This window comes from Hydrogenoanaerobacterium saccharovorans, from assembly GCF_003814745.1.
GTDB classification, from domain to species: domain Bacteria; phylum Bacillota; class Clostridia; order Oscillospirales; family Ruminococcaceae; genus Hydrogenoanaerobacterium; species Hydrogenoanaerobacterium saccharovorans.
The window spans coordinates 512,514-528,286 of the sequence record NZ_RKRD01000001.1 but is presented as its reverse complement, the minus strand read 5'-3'; the positions used below and the strand labels follow the sequence as shown (position 1 = coordinate 528,286).

The 15,773-nt window shown below is 43.1% G+C and carries 15 protein-coding genes and 1 pseudogene; 8 read left to right on the top strand and 8 right to left on the bottom strand.

Translation table 11 applies throughout. The features are described 5' to 3' along the window. Window positions 1–11 precede the first annotated feature (11 nt). From EDD70_RS02475 to EDD70_RS02450, 6 genes are all read left to right on the top strand, one after another. Window positions 12–524, top strand: a complete 513-nt coding sequence (locus tag EDD70_RS02475; protein ID WP_092753347.1) for a hypothetical protein — start codon at window positions 12–14, stop codon at window positions 522–524. A gap of 108 nt (window positions 525–632) precedes the next feature. Beyond that, a complete protein-coding gene (locus tag EDD70_RS02470) occupies window positions 633–2,624 on the top strand; it encodes a 5' nucleotidase, NT5C type (RefSeq protein ID WP_242943100.1) in 1,992 nt (663 codons plus the stop codon). Between the two features lie 252 nt (window positions 2,625–2,876). Further along, a complete protein-coding gene (locus EDD70_RS02465) occupies window positions 2,877–4,520 on the top strand; it encodes a type IV secretory system conjugative DNA transfer family protein (RefSeq protein WP_162840845.1) in 1,644 nt (547 codons plus the stop codon). Between the two features lie 144 nt (window positions 4,521–4,664). After that, complete coding sequence (locus EDD70_RS02460) at window positions 4,665–5,321, top strand: hypothetical protein (RefSeq protein ID WP_092753355.1); 657 nt, start codon at window positions 4,665–4,667, stop codon at window positions 5,319–5,321. Window positions 5,322–5,385: 64 nt separating this feature from the next. Beyond that, a complete protein-coding gene (locus tag EDD70_RS02455; protein ID WP_092753357.1) occupies window positions 5,386–6,126 on the top strand; it encodes a helix-turn-helix domain-containing protein in 741 nt (246 codons plus the stop codon). Between the two features lie 323 nt (window positions 6,127–6,449). Beyond that, complete coding sequence (locus tag EDD70_RS02450; protein ID WP_092753359.1) at window positions 6,450–6,653, top strand: AbrB/MazE/SpoVT family DNA-binding domain-containing protein; 204 nt, start codon at window positions 6,450–6,452, stop codon at window positions 6,651–6,653. A 3-nt stretch (window positions 6,654–6,656) separates the two neighbouring features. Here the strand turns inward: EDD70_RS02450 and EDD70_RS02445 are convergent, their stop codons facing one another. Then, the gene (locus tag EDD70_RS02445; protein ID WP_092753361.1) at window positions 6,657–7,232 is read right to left on the bottom strand and encodes an SOS response-associated peptidase; all 576 of its coding nucleotides are present in this window, start codon (window positions 7,230–7,232) and stop codon (window positions 6,657–6,659) included. 128 nt (window positions 7,233–7,360) lie between these two features. Between EDD70_RS02445 and dinB the strand changes: the two genes are divergently transcribed. Continuing rightward, a complete protein-coding gene (dinB, locus tag EDD70_RS02440; protein ID WP_092753363.1) occupies window positions 7,361–8,602 on the top strand; it encodes a DNA polymerase IV in 1,242 nt (413 codons plus the stop codon). A 6-nt stretch (window positions 8,603–8,608) separates the two neighbouring features. Continuing rightward, a complete protein-coding gene (locus tag EDD70_RS02435) occupies window positions 8,609–8,848 on the top strand; it encodes a hypothetical protein (protein WP_162840846.1) in 240 nt (79 codons plus the stop codon). 398 nt (window positions 8,849–9,246) lie between these two features. Here the strand turns inward: EDD70_RS02435 and EDD70_RS02430 are convergent, their stop codons facing one another. From EDD70_RS02430 to EDD70_RS02405, 7 genes and pseudogenes are all read right to left on the bottom strand, one after another. Then, entirely contained in the window at window positions 9,247–9,477 is a 231-nt protein-coding gene (locus EDD70_RS02430) for a hypothetical protein (RefSeq protein ID WP_123810997.1), read from the bottom strand. A gap of 232 nt (window positions 9,478–9,709) precedes the next feature. Further along, a pseudogene (locus EDD70_RS02425) lies at window positions 9,710–9,967 on the bottom strand (acyltransferase domain-containing protein); the annotation flags it as partial. A gap of 62 nt (window positions 9,968–10,029) precedes the next feature. Next, entirely contained in the window at window positions 10,030–10,326 is a 297-nt protein-coding gene (locus EDD70_RS15330; RefSeq protein WP_092753369.1) for an acyltransferase domain-containing protein, read from the bottom strand. Continuing rightward, entirely contained in the window at window positions 10,317–10,523 is a 207-nt protein-coding gene (locus tag EDD70_RS02420) for a hypothetical protein (RefSeq protein ID WP_092753371.1), read from the bottom strand. Before EDD70_RS02420 ends, EDD70_RS15330 begins: the two co-directional genes overlap by 10 nt. A 145-nt stretch (window positions 10,524–10,668) precedes the next feature. Continuing rightward, window positions 10,669–12,159 carry a glycoside hydrolase family 31 protein gene (locus EDD70_RS02415; RefSeq protein WP_242943101.1) on the bottom strand — a complete coding sequence of 497 codons (1,491 nt, stop codon included), beginning with the start codon at window positions 12,157–12,159 and terminating at the stop codon, window positions 10,669–10,671. Between the two features lie 100 nt (window positions 12,160–12,259). Then, window positions 12,260–14,044 (bottom strand): glycoside hydrolase family 16 protein, encoded by a 1,785-nt coding sequence (locus EDD70_RS02410; protein ID WP_092753373.1) that lies wholly within the window; start codon window positions 14,042–14,044, stop codon window positions 12,260–12,262. A gap of 48 nt (window positions 14,045–14,092) precedes the next feature. Next, a complete protein-coding gene (locus EDD70_RS02405) occupies window positions 14,093–15,769 on the bottom strand; it encodes a right-handed parallel beta-helix repeat-containing protein (RefSeq protein ID WP_092753375.1) in 1,677 nt (558 codons plus the stop codon). Window positions 15,770–15,773: the final 4 nt, after the last annotated feature.

The following is a 15,773-nucleotide window of genomic DNA, read 5'->3' as shown; positions in this document are numbered from 1 at the left end:
GGAATGACAAAATGTATCAAAACCCAAGCATCGAAACGCTGACAGCCTTCCCTTACTACAAAAATCTTATTGAAAACGAAACCGCAAGCTGCTGTTACTTTGTTGACAACATGGCAATTTACAAGACGGATACGGGCAAGTACTTTTATCACAGTCTTATGGATGAGGACAGAGAATTTTTCTTTTTTGGGCAAGTTGAAGTTCTTAAGGAACTGGAACCTGTGTCTGACGAAACGCGAGACAAAATTTCTACGCTGGAAGAACGCAACCGTATCATTTCCCATTTTGATTTTCGTCTCATTGAAATTGTGTACGAGGACGAAGAACACATCCAATACACAATTTACAGTGAGGGACTACAAGTTTTTTGTAAGCTCATGCGTGACAGCTTCGACGCCATCGGCGATGATACGCACCGCCAGCTGGCAGAGTTGAGTCCAACGGTAAATACCTTTGCAACACCGCTCACCCTCAAGTTGGATGAGGACGGAAATGTATTGCAGGGGGTACAAGAGAATGATTGATAACAAAAATCAAATAAATCAGCCCAAAGACTCTCTGGAAAGGGAGTCCTTTTCTTTTTCAGATGAAAGTATCGCACGAAAAAGCATTGGCAGTCCTTTGTTGGAAAGGTGCTGTATGACCCTGCCGCCAATTTGGAATTCCATTCCTACGATGCTGAGAACTCAAGTTTTACGGTTCGATATCATGGAGGTCCCGACGATTATATTGAAGAAACGCTTACACCTGAAGAACTGGACAAACGGTACAGTTTTTCTGAGGATTTCCGAGCGCAGTTTTTTGACATGAACTACATTAATCCAAAACAGCGTCTGTTCGTCGATCAAGATGGTACATTGGTCGAATTTAAGCATGTTGATTGTTTGGATACCTTGTATGAGCCAGGCTACTTTGCAAACCTCAAACCAATGGAAAACGTGGTACAGGCTATCAAAGAGATTATCCGTAACCATCCAGCAATAGAAGTGTTCCTCCTTTCGGCTTACCTTTCGGACAGCAAACACGCGTTGGACGAGAAAAACCAGTCGCTTGATAAACATTTGCCGGAAATCGACGCCGCTCATCGTATTTTTGTCCCCTACGGCAGAGATAAGAAAGAATTTGTGCCGGATGGTATCCGACCAAACGATTATCTGCTGGATGACTACACCCAAAACCTTATTCAGTGGGAGCCACCAGCAAAAGGCATCAAGCTGCTCAACGGCATTAACCATACAAAAGGCACTTGGCAAGGCAGTAAACTGTCATACGATATGTCGGCAAACTCTTTGGCACAAAGTATCGTAGATGTTATGCGCGGAAGCACCATTTCTCAGAGGGAAAATATAATCAGAGATGATAAACCTGCTAACAAAACCTTACCTCTATCCCCCGAGAAAATCCCTATGTTTTCCGATTATCTAAAAAATGTTCAGAAGCAATCTGATATTACGGCTTTTGAAGCAAAGGCAAATTATTTGTCCGAGCTGGAAGAAGTTAAATCAGTACTAACAAATGAGCAGAAGGCAGACAAAAAACTGCTGCAGCTACTTGATCTAGCTCAGCAGTCCGCCAATCTTGCTCCAATACCTATTACTTTGCCTGAGCTGAGAAACGCTGTAACCCGTCGGTTAGATGATTTGCTGTTGGACGGTAATATCAATCGCCTGCTGTTGGATAAGAATTTGATGAAATACGGCTTAGAAAATGCGGTAGCTATCCGACTGCAAAACCCTAGTGCAACCAAGTTGTATACACAAATGGAACTCAGCAAGCTAGGCATACGCGTAAAGAAAGGGCAGAAACCAATTTATATATATTCTGCGTCCGTTAAAGCGTACTTTGAAAAAGATGGAAAACGAGTACTGGCTAAGGATGCAGCCACGGCAGAACAGCTGCAAATTGTATCGGGTAAATTACCTATCAATCGACAAATACAATATGGGCTTAATCGTGTTTTTGACATCGAGCAGTTTGACATAACCAAAAGCCAACGTCAAATGATATTGGATATGGAGCAAAAAACGGAATACACCTACGAAAACCTTATTGAATTTACCGCTATGACACGCACCACAGGTAGTCTCGGCATTAAAACAGAAGAAGTTGCTATGAATGGACTCGCCATCGACAGTTTTTACGACAAGGAATCCAACACCATCAAAATCAATCGCGAGTTGCATGACTCACAGAAAGTATCAAAATACATTAACAGTCTGTCCGATGCAATTATTACTCTAACATCCGAATCACCTGCAAAGCTTCAGACTTTTGAAAGCCGTATGCTCTCTGCAACCTTGCATACATCCTTTGAAAAGCCAGTAAGCATGGCAGATGGGGAAACTTTGACGACTACTTTTCAAGAGGTGCGCGAACTTTTTTCTGACGTTGGAGAAAATAAAGCCAGCTTCACGTTGGAAACGTTGGAAAACACGCTAGCAAAAGTCAATCGTGCTGCGACCTATGTCATAAGAGGTGTCGACAAGGTTGTAGAAAGCCACATAGAACAAAGCCAACAGCAGGAAGTAAAACAACAGCAAAAACAGTATCAGACACAAACCCCTGCCCAGCAACAGGGGGTTACAACAGATGAACTCGTAAATTTCATCCAACAAATACAGTAGGAGGAGGGGATAAAAAACAACTATTTAAAAATTTGAAAAAGAAAGGAACAAGTTAATATGTTTTACGGAATGGATAAGGTGGAGAAACGAATCGCCTTATCTTTATTTTTTGTGTTTTTTTATATCGCGTCCACTTGGATACTAAATTTGCCTGTACATGGGTTAAAAAATATTGGGATGGTAGCATTTTTGATTACCATCCCAAAGCATTGGTATATAAAATTATTTCTCTCAGCGGCGATGACGCTGCTAATGTCATGGTTACCGAATTACGACCTGAAGAACATCAAGGCAAAAGAGGCGGGTGACGGGCAGTACGGTAAGGCACGTTGGGCGACTGAAAAAGAAATACGCGAATATAATGCAGTGCTGCCAATGGGCAAGGAAAAGGAATCGGGCTTTGTTTTGGGCAGAACCGACAAGGGCGAATGGATTGTTGATACCTCCGACATGAGTGCCCTGCTCATCGGACCTCCTGGCTGCGGTAAAACAACAAGAAATATACTACCAACTATTATGTACAATGCCATTGTAAATAAAAAAACCAACGGCAAAGGGGCAAGCATGATTGTAACCGACTTAAAAGGTGATGCAATCCGTCTTTGCGGTACGTTTTTGGAAAAGCACGGCTATAACATCGTTTATCTTAATTTGCGCGAACCTTTTAAAAGTTACAACTTTAATTTATTAAATAACGTAAATAAAAATATGCATGCATATCGTAACGCCACGAATGAGCGTGATAAATTGATTGCCTACGGCAAGGCAGAAAGATATGCCAAAATCCTTGCACAGAGCATCGTCTATAACATCGATACACAAAACACCAGTGATGCCTCTGCGTATTTTAATGAAACGGCACAAGGACTTATCACAGGCATTATATTGTTGGTAAGTGAGTACGCGGTAAACGAAGATGAAAAGCACATCTTGTCGGTGTTTAACCTTATCATTGATTTAAACGGCACAGTGGACAGCGATGCCGCGAATCCAAACCAAAAGAACAAACTACAGGAGCTGTTGGAGCACATTGACAACCCTCGTATCAAGCAGTACGTCGGGCCCGCAATGTCCGCAGACTTCCGTAGCTCAATGAATATCTTTTCATCTGCACTCGGCAAGCTGGTGGGGCTGATAGACGCAGAGATGGAGCAGATGATTTCAAAGCACTCACCCGAAATTGACGATGTTAGCTTTATTGATACACCCACTGCCGTTTTCATCATCTGTCCCGATGAGAACCCGACAAGATACTTTTTCGGCACACTGTTTTTGCGGTATTTCCTCAACGACCTCATTGAGCAGGCAAGGACAAACGGCACGGGAGTGCTGCCTCGACAGGTGCTATGCCTTTGGGATGAGTTTGGTAATATGCCCACAATCAAAAATGTGGACGTGCTATTTTCAGCGGCACGCAGTGCGGGAATACGCATTATGCCCGCATTGCAAAGTTTGGCTCAATTGCAAAAGAGCTATAACCAAACCACAGCAAAAATCATCCGAGAAACCTGTCAAATCACTGTTACCACCTATGTGGCACCACAGGCTTACGATAGTGCCAAAGAGATATCGCAGATACTTGATAACCACACGGTGCAAAGCGGCAGCGTATCGATGGGCAAGGGCGGCTCGCAGACCGTACAAATGATGGCGAAGCCTTTGCTTTCAGCGGGTGAAATTATCCGCATCCCGTTTGGTGAGTACATCATTATTAAATCGGGAGGTTGCCCACCTATGAGGACGAAATTACCGTATTACGCCGACTATCTGCCTAAAATGGAAAACTACAACCTAAATCGCAGAAATGAAGTATCACCTATTGCTCGTATGTCAACGGAGGACATCAAGAGCATTGCAAATACACAATTCGAGCTTACCAAAGGTATGTTTGGATGATATAATATAGCCTTGCGGTTAACCTGCAAGGCTATTATTAGTCAGTAGATATTTAATTTTGAGTATGATAAACTAGATATATGCCGTGAATATGTATAAGATGGAACATATATTTACGATTTTAATGAAAGGATAGAATTTAGTATGGCAATCGAAAAAGACAAGCCTCTTCCTGAGCATACAAAACCGAAATACGATGAATGTCTCGCAAAAATTTTTTTAGAAGAATTATTCCCTAGAGAATTTTATGACTTGATTATTTCAGACAAACCTGATTTACAGAATGAGCAATTAGATATTGGGGTTGAAGTCGTATCTTCAGTCAACCCAAAACATAGAGAAGCGGAAAATTTATATTCAAAATTGCCCGAGCAAGATGATATTGGAAAGAAAAAAATAGAAAAACAAATAAAAAAATGTGGTGCTAAAATTGATGGAATTTTAAGTGGTTTATCCGGCAATGATAATTTCAACAGAATCTTATGTACGTTAAAATTGAAAATGGAAAAGCTAAAAAAATATAAGTCTTTCCGCGAACAATATCTATTTATTTTTTCAGATATATTTGCCAATTCTGAAATGAGGAAATCAGCCCTTTGGGAGATGCTCAATATTTGTTCTAATGAAAGCTATAAATTCAATAGGGTATATGTTCTTGTTCCCAATGCAATCTATGTCTTTAATCTCACTAACAATACTACTTTGGAAAGAGAAATAAATAGTGAAATGCAATATGATATATCTCTAAGAGCTAGAGAAATGGTTGAACAAGGGGAAAAAGAATATCATACAGTTTTTTAAGTGAGTCAAACTTTAAAGACACTTGGTATACCAAGTGTCTTATTTTTATGAAAGGAGTGCCAATATGAACCGCTATATCAAACTACCCGATGCCGTTTTTAACTACAATCTAAATGCAACAGAGCTAATGGTATATACTGCTTTGCAAAAGCATGCCAATATTTTTGGTCGCTGCATCGTCAAGCACAGCACCATTGCGCAGCTCATCGGCGCGACTGCCGGCACTGTATCACGTGCTACAAAGGCACTCAAAAACAAAGGGCTTATCTTTATCCACACATGCCGCAACCGTAAAACAGGCGAGCAAATTGCCAACGGCTACACCCTCGAATCGTTCACTGGCGGGTACACGAAGTTACCCGTCAATATTCATGCCTATAAGCTTCCTAAAAGCGTTTTTAAGGTCTATACATACTTACTCAAATGCAGATGCAATAAGAGCCTTGAAGCTGTACCCAGCCTGTCACAGATGGTATCCGCATTACACATGTCAAAGCGCACCGTCATTGATGCAGTTACTTATCTTCAGCAGCATTTGTATTTATCCAAAGAGCGTTACGACCGTAAAACCGATAACCGCATCGGGCATAACAGGCATGTTGTCTTTACCCCTGCCCTGCGCGCCATCATGCTGCGCCTTGTAATTGCTGCGAAAAAAGCACAAAAGAAAATACGGGCAACCCTCTCACAAAAGGTTACCCGCGTAGCAAAAAATTATTTTACCAAGTTTAGTTACAGTATAGCTTATCCTACCAAAACAGTCAATAGATTACATCATAAGATGGGGTTTTATCTTTTGATTTGAGTGGTACTCTTTTGCGGGGGCAGTAACTATACCCACTGTTTACTGCAACTGAAAAGATAATATTATCATGTTCTAGGATAGTATTATCTAAACTTAGATAATGGGTGATTGAGCAAACAACTAATCTTGCATAAAATCAAACATAACAAGGTCGGCCAACGTGCTTTTATGAATTTTATATAATTCAACTTGCAAATAAATATATTGGTCTTGACCTTGTTTGTTAATTCGCACCGTATTTGTTGACGGTGCTTTTTTATTTTCAGCTGTAAAATACAGACAGGCTAAAAGCCATAATATTTTAAGAATGGAGATTTAAAACCATGCCAAATGAAAAACAACGCAATATTTATCCGTGCTCTGCACAAAACGATGTGTATTATCGCAGTGTCACACTGAACAACGATTATCGGCTTCGGCTACCGCTTGAAATTGTTGACGAGCTGGGGTTAGGTGAAGTTGCAACCCTTGTACTGTGGATGAACGACAAAGGGCAGCTTGTAATTGAGCCATTCATAGAAAAGTAGCAATTATACGGGTACTTTCGTAAGCATCGGCGGTACACGATGCAGAATGCTTAATGCCTTGTCGCTGTCAAACACCCAGTCATTGAGCATACTTTTTTGCAGTACAACAGGCATACGGTTGTGCACGTCTGCTGTAGATTGATTGGCATCGGTAGTAAGGATAATATAACGCCGTTCTCCTTTAAATTCGCTGTAAAACCCCGCCATATAAAGCGTCGAAGTATCGGACAGGTTAAACCGATACTTCTGTTTGCTTTCGTCATGCTGCCATTCAAAAAAGCCCGTGGATGGTATGACACAACGCCGCCGAATAAGGCTGTCGCGGAACATCCTCTTTTCTTCGGCGGTTTCCGCACGGGCATTGATAATCACACCGCTGCCTTTAAAATGCGGGAATCCCCAAATTAACGGCGCAGGCTCGAGCCGCTGCCCTTTGGCTACCAGCACAGGAGCAATATTTGTTGGATAAATCTCACCCGTTTTTATATCACTGCCATAATATTTTTTGTTTACTTCCTCGATGATATTGCGAATTTCTTCATTTTGCTCATCGGTAAATAGGCTATATCTGCCACACATAACAATCACCTCTTATCTTATTATGCACAGCATTTTTGCTATTTACAATAGATTCCATTGATTTGCAATTAAAATAGCGGTATACTAACGGCATAGTAAACATATGTTCTTTTTGTGGAGGTGAAAAATTGGATAGAGAGATTTTACATGTGGATTTAAACAATTTTTATGCCTCGGTAGAATGTCTACATCGTCCCGAACTACGCGAAAAGCCAGTTGCAGTTGGCGGTGATGTAGAACAGCGTCACGGTATTATCCTTGCCAAAAACTATATCGCCAAAAGATTTGATATCAAAACTGGCGATGCAATCTGGCAAGCAAAACAAAAATGCCCAAAGCTTGTAGTGCTACCACCGAATTTTAAGCTTTATTTGCGATTTAGCCAACTGGCAAGAAACATCTATCTTGATTATACCGACCAAGTCGAACCGTTCGGCATCGATGAATGTTGGTTAGATGTAACAGGCAGTAAAATTTACGGTACGGGTGAGCAGATTGCTGAAAAGATACGCCAGCGTGTCAGAGACGAAATGGGCGTTACCGTTTCCATCGGTGTGAGTTTCAACAAGATTTTTGCAAAGCTCGGCAGTGACTACAAGAAACCCGATGCCATTACGGTAATTACGAAAGAAAATTATAAAGATATTGTTTACCCTCTGCCCGCAAGCGATTTGCTCTATGTGGGCAGGGCTACTGCAAATAAACTACACAACTACGGCGTCAATACCATAGGCAGCCTTGCCCACACCGACCCACAGCATCTCAGACGTTGGTTTGGTAAATATGGCGATATGCTTTGGGTATTTGCAAATGGTTTGGATACCTCCCCTGTCGCCCGTTATAATAACCTTGCTATTATCAAGTCAATCGGCAACAGCACCACCACCCCACGTGATTTAGAGGATGATAACGACGTAAAAATGGTATTTTACGTACTTGCTGAAAGTGTGGCAGCACGAATGCGTGAGCAGGGCTTTAAAGGGCAAACTGTGTCTATCAGTATAAGAGATAGTGAGCTATACAGTTTTACGAGGCAAATTAAAATTACGCACCCTACGTGTTTAGCATCCGAAATAACCCAAATCGCAATGAAGCTTTTTGCAGACAATTACAAGTGGTATCGCCCCATCCGCAGCATTGGCGTAAGTGTAACCGATTTTAGTCATGGTGACGAGAGTATCCAGCTGGATATGTTCTGCAATCAACAACGTCGCGAGGAACTTGAAGTACTAGAGGGTACTGTGGATTGGCTGCGCCGAAGGTATGGGCATTTTTGCGTACAGAGGGCTGTAGTGTTGCAGGACACCGCCCTAACAAGTTTTAACCCAAAGGGCGATCACACGATACATCCTGTAAGCTATTTGAGGTGATAAAAGGTGAAAAGAACTTATGTTGATGTGACAGCAAAGTTCGATTCAAGCGGCAATGTAACGCCGCTTGAAATTCAGTGGGTGGACGGACGAAAATTTGAGGTTGATAGAGTGCTTGATGTCCGCCCTGCTGCATCGCTCAAAGTGGGTGGGCAGGGGATACGCTATACCTGCCGCATATTAGGGCATGAAACGTATTTATTTTTTGAGGATAACACCCGCTGGTTCGTTGAAGCAAAAGGATAGACAGTGCTAAATAACACTGTCTATCCTTTTGTAGCAATATGTGGGAATTTGTTGTATAAAATAAAGGACCAACAGTTATATATTCTGTAACTGTTGGTCCCTTTTGGTTAATTAAATCTTAATTCTTATTTAATTTCACAATATTAGCTATATTTTTGCTTAGTTTCTGCTATCCAGGTAGGCAATTCCTTAGTCAATTTCATAATGTGTCTTAACCTATTCCCCGCAGATTTATTTGTTGCCTTATCAAAATCAACACTTTTAGTTAGTTCATCAATATATGGGATAACATCTGACCGAGAATCAGGATATGAGGATACAGATTTGCTAAGCAACTCTGCATCTAACCCCCACACTTCAGCAAAAGCATCTACACCCCTTTTTTGTCTAATTTTTTTCTATGCCTCAAAAGATTCATCGAAATTTATGCTACTTAGTAAATTTCCAGGGACCAACTCCGTATCCACAAACTCTTTTAAGAGCGCTGCCTGCCCATCTTCACCCATATTACTAAGTTCCTGTATTTGCTCATGTATTATTCGCAAAGTTTCATCATCAACAGTTTGAATACCGTGCACGCTACCAACTTTAGAACCAATCAAACTCAAAATATGGGCAGCATCTATCACTTGAGTCCCCGCTAGTTTGGTTTTACCTACAAGTGGTTTGACAATCGTAGGTGACGGAGGAGTGCCTGGCTTATATGTAAGATTCTTATATGCACCTATATACTGCATCCACTATTTCTAATATCAGTTCTGTTGTATAAATTCTTTTTGGCATAATAAAACACTCCCCATTTATCAGACTGGTTATGATTTTGTTCTGCGGTTAATCCAGAAATAATTCATACAAATTGCTTCATAAAAAGCATTTATTTTCACGAATACCCCAAGCAAAAAGGATTTTATTTCCTTGTAGTAAATATTTTTTTGCAGCTTTTTGCAAACAGGTATCTTCAGGATAGCTTTGTTTGTTTTCCGAAATAAATCCAAAAATTCGTTCTTCCGCTTGACGCTCCTGCAGATCAATGGTAAAGATCTTGTATTCTTTTTGAAAATTTAGGATGTTCGAGTCTGAATCCAACAGCAGAGGCAATGCCGGGCTCAGTAGCCAAGACCCGCATAAAAACTACATCGGCTCCAACTTAAAAAAATCGATAGCTTTAAGATAAGAGAATTTCATCTGCTCTGAAAACAGCTTTTCGCCCTCGGGAATATGTAGTTTAGGACAATCTGTCCTTTCTTTGGGCAGGCAGCATCTTGTATTTCAAAAGGAAAGGGCATAGGCTGAAACTGCAATCGGCCAAGGCGGAATAATTTGAGCTGCAAATGCAACGATAGCCAGTCGTACTCCTGTAATCCATAAATACCAATATTTTGAAAGCATTTTCTTTTCCATAACGTAATATCAGAAAATGTATCCCAGTATACCTCTTCTGAAATACCCTTTTCTGTATATTGTGCTCTTATGTCCATAGCGAAGCGTATGTAATATTGAAGGAAAATACGCTCACTTTCAGGCTGTGATCAAATTCCTGATAAAAAGCTTTTTTATCAGAATATAATTGATTCTTCTTCACTTGATAAAGTTCTTCATCGAAAGCAAGCGTACTTATATTATCAATTGCATCAGAAGAAAGCTTTATCCTGCTACAGAATTCATCTATTTGCATTTTGTATCGCTCCTTATCATTTATAAAAATGGATATTCAACATGCTAAAGGCGGAGCGCTTTTTCTTTATAGGTATAGTTGTACATAATATAAAATTCCATTATGTACAATTTATCGGCATTAGGGATTGATAGTTTATTACTAGCTATAGCTTTCTTAGAACAATTAAATCCCCTTGTTCGGTGGTTATTTCCAATATCATACCCGTGCTCTCAATGATAGCATCCTTCCAGCCCCAGCAGCCTTTCGGAATTGCTACTTGCCTTACATTCGTATTCTTAACAAGTATCGGGGCGACGAGAAGGGCATCACCTAACATGAACTCGTCCATCACCTGCGCCCACCCCTGATTGGGGAATTCATATTCCAGCGGTCGCAAAATGGGTTCTCCGGTCTCTCGGCAAAGCTGTATCGCCCTGTTGATTTCCTCCCAATATTTATTTCGTATCTGTACAAGATTTTTAATTCTATCAAAGTATGGTGAGGAGAGCACACGCCACGGCGCAGCAGAAAACTGCATTACCGGCATTAAGCAGGCCACCTCTGTATGTCGAAGAAACAATTCCGGGTCAAGCGAGGTCTGGCTTAAAAAATTGCGGTACTCTCCCCCGCCAATCATATCTGGGGAGCAAAAAGGGTGCCCCGTCAGGTTTTGTATCAAAGCATCTGGAATCAGCGCGGCCAAGCCCGTTTCGCCCCAGCTATGGTCTTTATCGCAAAGCCGCTGCATCAGCGACCATCCCCCTGCTTTGGTTGTAACGCGAAATTCATTGAAGTGAAAGCGTTCTCCATAAGCTGCCCAGAACCCTGAATGCCCATCAGGAGAGATTTCACCATCAACCGGGTAATAGGTGCTATCACCCGCATCAAACTTGAAGCCATCCACACCCAATTTCCGGAGCTCATCCATCTGTTTATCCAGCCAGCTGCGGGCTGCAGCCTTGGATAAATCAAGAACAGCCGACCATCCGTTCCACCAGTGAGCAATGTGCACTTCACCGCATCCATTTTTTACGAGGAGGTTCTGTTCCTTCAATTCGCGGTAAACCAGAGTGTCCGGCGTGATAAACGGGCAAACCCATACCATCACAAAAAACCCCCATTCATGCAGCTGTCGGAGCATCTGCTCCGGCGCAGAAAAGCTCTCCCTGGAAAAACTCCACTTACCATAATAGTCGCTCCAGCCATCATCAATTATTAAAACTCCGGCGGGCAGCCCATTTCTCACAATGTTTTCAGCATAGTTTAATACGGCTTGCTGCGTCTGGTAAAAGGTCAGCTCAATCCACGTGTTATACACCGGGGTTTGAAACATCTGAGGTGCCAGATGACAGGGATGAAACGGGAAGTGCTTCTTCATCGCACCGGAATACGCTGTGCGCAAGCTGTCTCCCGCTTTGCCGATTTCCACATCATCAGGGCAATCGATTACCCCTTTTTTAAACTGAACAGGGAATCCACGATCTTGCCAAAGCCAGCGGCCATGGGTAGATACAAACAATGGCATAGCCTGATTCGGAGTTGAATTCTGCGTAAGGTCCAATACCACATCACTTTCCGCCCCGTACGGTTGGCGAACACCCTCTGTTACATAGCCCCCATACCAATACTCTTTTTCTAAAAAGCGTAGCTCCACTGCCGTCATCCTCTCTTGTTTAATGCTCCTTTTTATGGCCAGACGCCCCCTCGCGCTTTCCGCTCGGGGTCGTCTGGAATAGTAGAAGAAGATAGCTGAATTAAGGTAATATGCTACTGGCGCCATCAAACACTTCCAACTCATTGATGGCAAAATGCTTCCAATCAAGATTTGCCGAATTGATTTTAATGCGGAGGTGTTTTACATTTTCCACGCTGGTAAACGTAAAATCCTTGCTCTCAATGGTCTTATCATTGGAGTGCCAAACTAAATCCCCGCTGTTTGCCGCCGTCATCCAGGCGGTTCCATCAGCCGATGTCTCAATATCGACATTGGTGGGCGCCTGGCTTTGGGCGTACCAGCAGTGCATCTTTACACGGTCAAAGCTGACAGGGGTAGCCCAGCTTAAAGTTATGTACTGCGGCATTGCCAGATTATCTTTGCTCTGTGTGGCTTTGCCCAAGTTATTATCCGTCAGAAATCCTGCATCGGCGCTGTTCATGATGGGGATAGCTTCATTTGCAATATTTGTACCGACGCAGGGTGTAGAGGAATCTTTTACGATTACCTCATTGATGGCGAAATGCTTCCAAGCGGTATTGGCACTATTGATTTTCAGCCGCATTGCTTTTTGACCGGTAACTTTGCTGAAGGCAAGTACTTTGCTTTCAATATCCACAGTGTTGGTATTCCATGTCATATCTCCGGAGGATGCTACCGTACTCCAATTCGTTTCACCGTCAGCAGACACCTCCACATCCCAGTTGGTTGGTGCCTGACCCTGTGCATACCAGGATTTCAATGCAACTGTATCAAAATCCTGCCCATCTTTCCAGTCAAAATAAATGTACTGCGGAAATGTGACGTTATCTTTGCTCTGCATACAGGTATATGCATTATTATCGCCTGCGTTGCTGGGAGGGTTGTTCCAATCCCAGCTTTTGTCAGAGCCCTTCACTGCGTAGGGGGCAAGATTTTCACCAGCAGCAGGGGTTCTTTCCTGCTCAATCATAGCAGGTCTTTTGTATGCCCTAAAGTAGTCGATTTCAAACTTTTTGGGATACAGCGCATTGGGGTCGGGGATGCCTGTCCAAGAGTTTGGCGCCTCGTAAATACCCAAAAGTGTTGTCATTTTATAATTGGGAGTCTGTGAAGTCTGCTTGACAAGCTGGTTGTCAAAATAGAATTTCATTCCGGTTTCATCCCATTCGAAGCCGTAAACATGGAATTCATTGCTTAAATCGGCATTGGCATAATAGTTCAGGCTTTGCTCCCGGCTGGCCGGATCTGCCCAAGGGTGTACCGACACATTTACCTTGCTGCGGTTGGCGCCACATTCCTTGCCCAGAATTTCGAAAATGTCGATCTCGGTTACTTCATTTGCATTGTCCTGGTTGCCAACCATCCACCAAGCGCAGTGCATACCGGGGCCGCCTTGAATGCGGGCACGGAGCTCAAAGTAGCCGTATTTGGTTTCATAATTGGTGTTGGCGCGATGATGGTCTACCATCTCAACATCGTTGCCAAACCGGTGCAATCCGTCCCGCATCCCAGTGGCAATGCTGGAAATCATCTGTACGGTACCGGGGCGCCATCCGCCCTGATCCTTGTCGATTTTCAGCACCAAATTTCCGTTCTCAAAGGTATAGTTGGCTTTGCTTTGCTCCAGGGTGGTCCAGTGGGTAAGGTAATTGTCTGTAAATTTGGTCTTATCCAGTTCTGGCCCATCAAATTCATCCGCAAAGTCCAGCTGCCACTCTGCTTTATCCGGCGGGTTTGCAGGGTAATCGGCTGCGTACACGGTCGTACCACTGCCGATCGATGCAATTATGCTAATGCACAGCGTGCTTGTGAGAAGTTTCTTCCAGAATATGCTCGTTTTCATAAGATCCTCCTTTTCTATTTCAGGCTGCCTCTATCCTAAGCTTTATAATTATAACTGCACCAATTCTCCACAATTTTTATTGAAAACAGGTCTGCCTTTTCGGGACGGAAAAGCTGTTGTCTTTTGTACTTTGTTGTGAGTGAAACAGACTCTCCCCACATTTTCCAGATGCAACAAACGGTCATCAAAACAGAGAAAACGATTGCCGTCGAGCATAAGGAACTGATGATAAAAGCGGTTTGGCACTGTTTTTTGATAGCGTGGAGTCGCCTGAATGGGCGCATACCCCCAATCAGGAACATAAGAACAATTATCAAAGGTGTTGTCGCTTATTACAATATTCTGTGTCGTCCCGCTCTCAAACCAGTTGCTGGCGTCTCCCTCCATCAGTATGGCTGCGCCCGGTACCTGAAAGAGATTGCCCTCCACCAGAACATTCCCTGCGCTGGTGAGCAGCAGTCCCCGCGCGCGGTTGTTTCGAAAAGTGCAGCGGGAAATTTCTACATTCGGCACCCATGAGATGTTTTCTATAGAGTTGCCCTCGATGAGCCCATCGACCGGTTCTTGCAGTTCCATATAGAAGTAATCTCGATTCAGCATAGAATAGCTCTTTATGGTTGCCTGTCCGGTCTCCAACATGGTTTGATGGTCTACGCAACGGAGCATTTCACCTATTTCTGCAAAACAGACCCCTTTTTGCATAGGATGAACCAATTCTGCTACAAAACAACCGGGTTGTAGCACCTTTTTGATGCGAGCGTAGATACCATGGATATTGACTGCGTCATCCAGCTGATTTTCGAAAAGGCTTTCCTGTATGGTGATCTTGCCGCCGCAATAGACAAAATGAGTGGCATCGGCCGCGGCCGTAAAGATACGGGGTCTTTTATTACTGCGGCATACGTTAAAATGACTTAGGGTAAGGTGGCGGCTTCGCTGTGCCATAAAGGCAATCCCCGTAGCGTGATGACATTGCACATTGAGCAGGGTAACATGTTCGCACTGCGTGACGTAAAAGCCCGGGTGACTACGGGGATGGTGGCGAAGAACCAGACGATTTCCGGGTCGGCTTTGCGGAAGAAAGCTCTTTTCGTCCTTTATATGGACCGCCACAGTGTTCGGCCCGGTTTCTTCATACCATGTGAAGTGTTCTCCCCGGCTGCCGTTAAAGTTCATATCCAAAATGTTATGAACCGGTGCACAACGCTTTTGGTCAAATTCCAACCATGCGGTAAGCTCATGCTCAAAATTCTCCCCCAGAAAAACCAGCCGCCCGTGCCGCACTTCGTAAGGGTAAAGCTCACAATCGATGCGCAGTACCGTGGTTTTGGGCGTTACCTCTAAAACCTCTGCCTCGCTGTAGGAAGGGCGGACATAGTCCACAGAAAAGCCTTCCAACGTAAGGTTTTCTGCTTTGTGAGCATAAAACGGGATACAGTCGGTGTGAAAAAGAAATTCCGCCCCGTTCCCTATCAAGTGAAACCCTTTGGTTTCGGACAGATCAAAGATAATTCTTTTTAGGGTATCTTCATCGTGGTTGGAGATACAAAGAAGTTTTTCGTACGCATAATCGGGGTAAAAATGGTAGGTGCCCGGGGTAAACTCTAAAGTCACTCTGGAATTTTTTCGTACGTTGTCTAAAAATTTTCGAAGCGCCAATGTAGTTTCACGGCAATCACCGGGTAAAAGCCCGTAATCCGCGGCGTGGCAAACAATATGTTCCATTCAC

Excerpts from the sequence above, each read along its gene's own strand:
- EDD70_RS02475 (WP_092753347.1), top strand. The coding sequence starts at position 12 with ATGTATCAAAACCCAAGCATCGAAACGCTGACAGCCTTCCCTTACTAC.
- EDD70_RS02465 (WP_162840845.1), top strand. The coding sequence starts at position 2,877 with ATGTCATGGTTACCGAATTACGACCTGAAGAACATCAAGGCAAAAGAG.
- EDD70_RS02460 (WP_092753355.1), top strand. The coding sequence starts at position 4,665 with ATGGCAATCGAAAAAGACAAGCCTCTTCCTGAGCATACAAAACCGAAA.
- EDD70_RS02455 (WP_092753357.1), top strand. The coding sequence starts at position 5,386 with ATGAACCGCTATATCAAACTACCCGATGCCGTTTTTAACTACAATCTA.
- EDD70_RS02450 (WP_092753359.1), top strand. The coding sequence starts at position 6,450 with ATGCCAAATGAAAAACAACGCAATATTTATCCGTGCTCTGCACAAAAC.
- EDD70_RS02445 (WP_092753361.1), bottom strand. The coding sequence starts at position 7,232 with ATGTGTGGCAGATATAGCCTATTTACCGATGAGCAAAATGAAGAAATT.
- EDD70_RS15330 (WP_092753369.1), bottom strand. The coding sequence starts at position 10,326 with ATGGACATAAGAGCACAATATACAGAAAAGGGTATTTCAGAAGAGGTA.
- EDD70_RS02420 (WP_092753371.1), bottom strand. The coding sequence starts at position 10,523 with ATGCAAATAGATGAATTCTGTAGCAGGATAAAGCTTTCTTCTGATGCA.
- EDD70_RS02410 (WP_092753373.1), bottom strand. The coding sequence starts at position 14,044 with ATGAAAACGAGCATATTCTGGAAGAAACTTCTCACAAGCACGCTGTGC.
- EDD70_RS02405 (WP_092753375.1), bottom strand. The coding sequence starts at position 15,769 with ATGGAACATATTGTTTGCCACGCCGCGGATTACGGGCTTTTACCCGGT.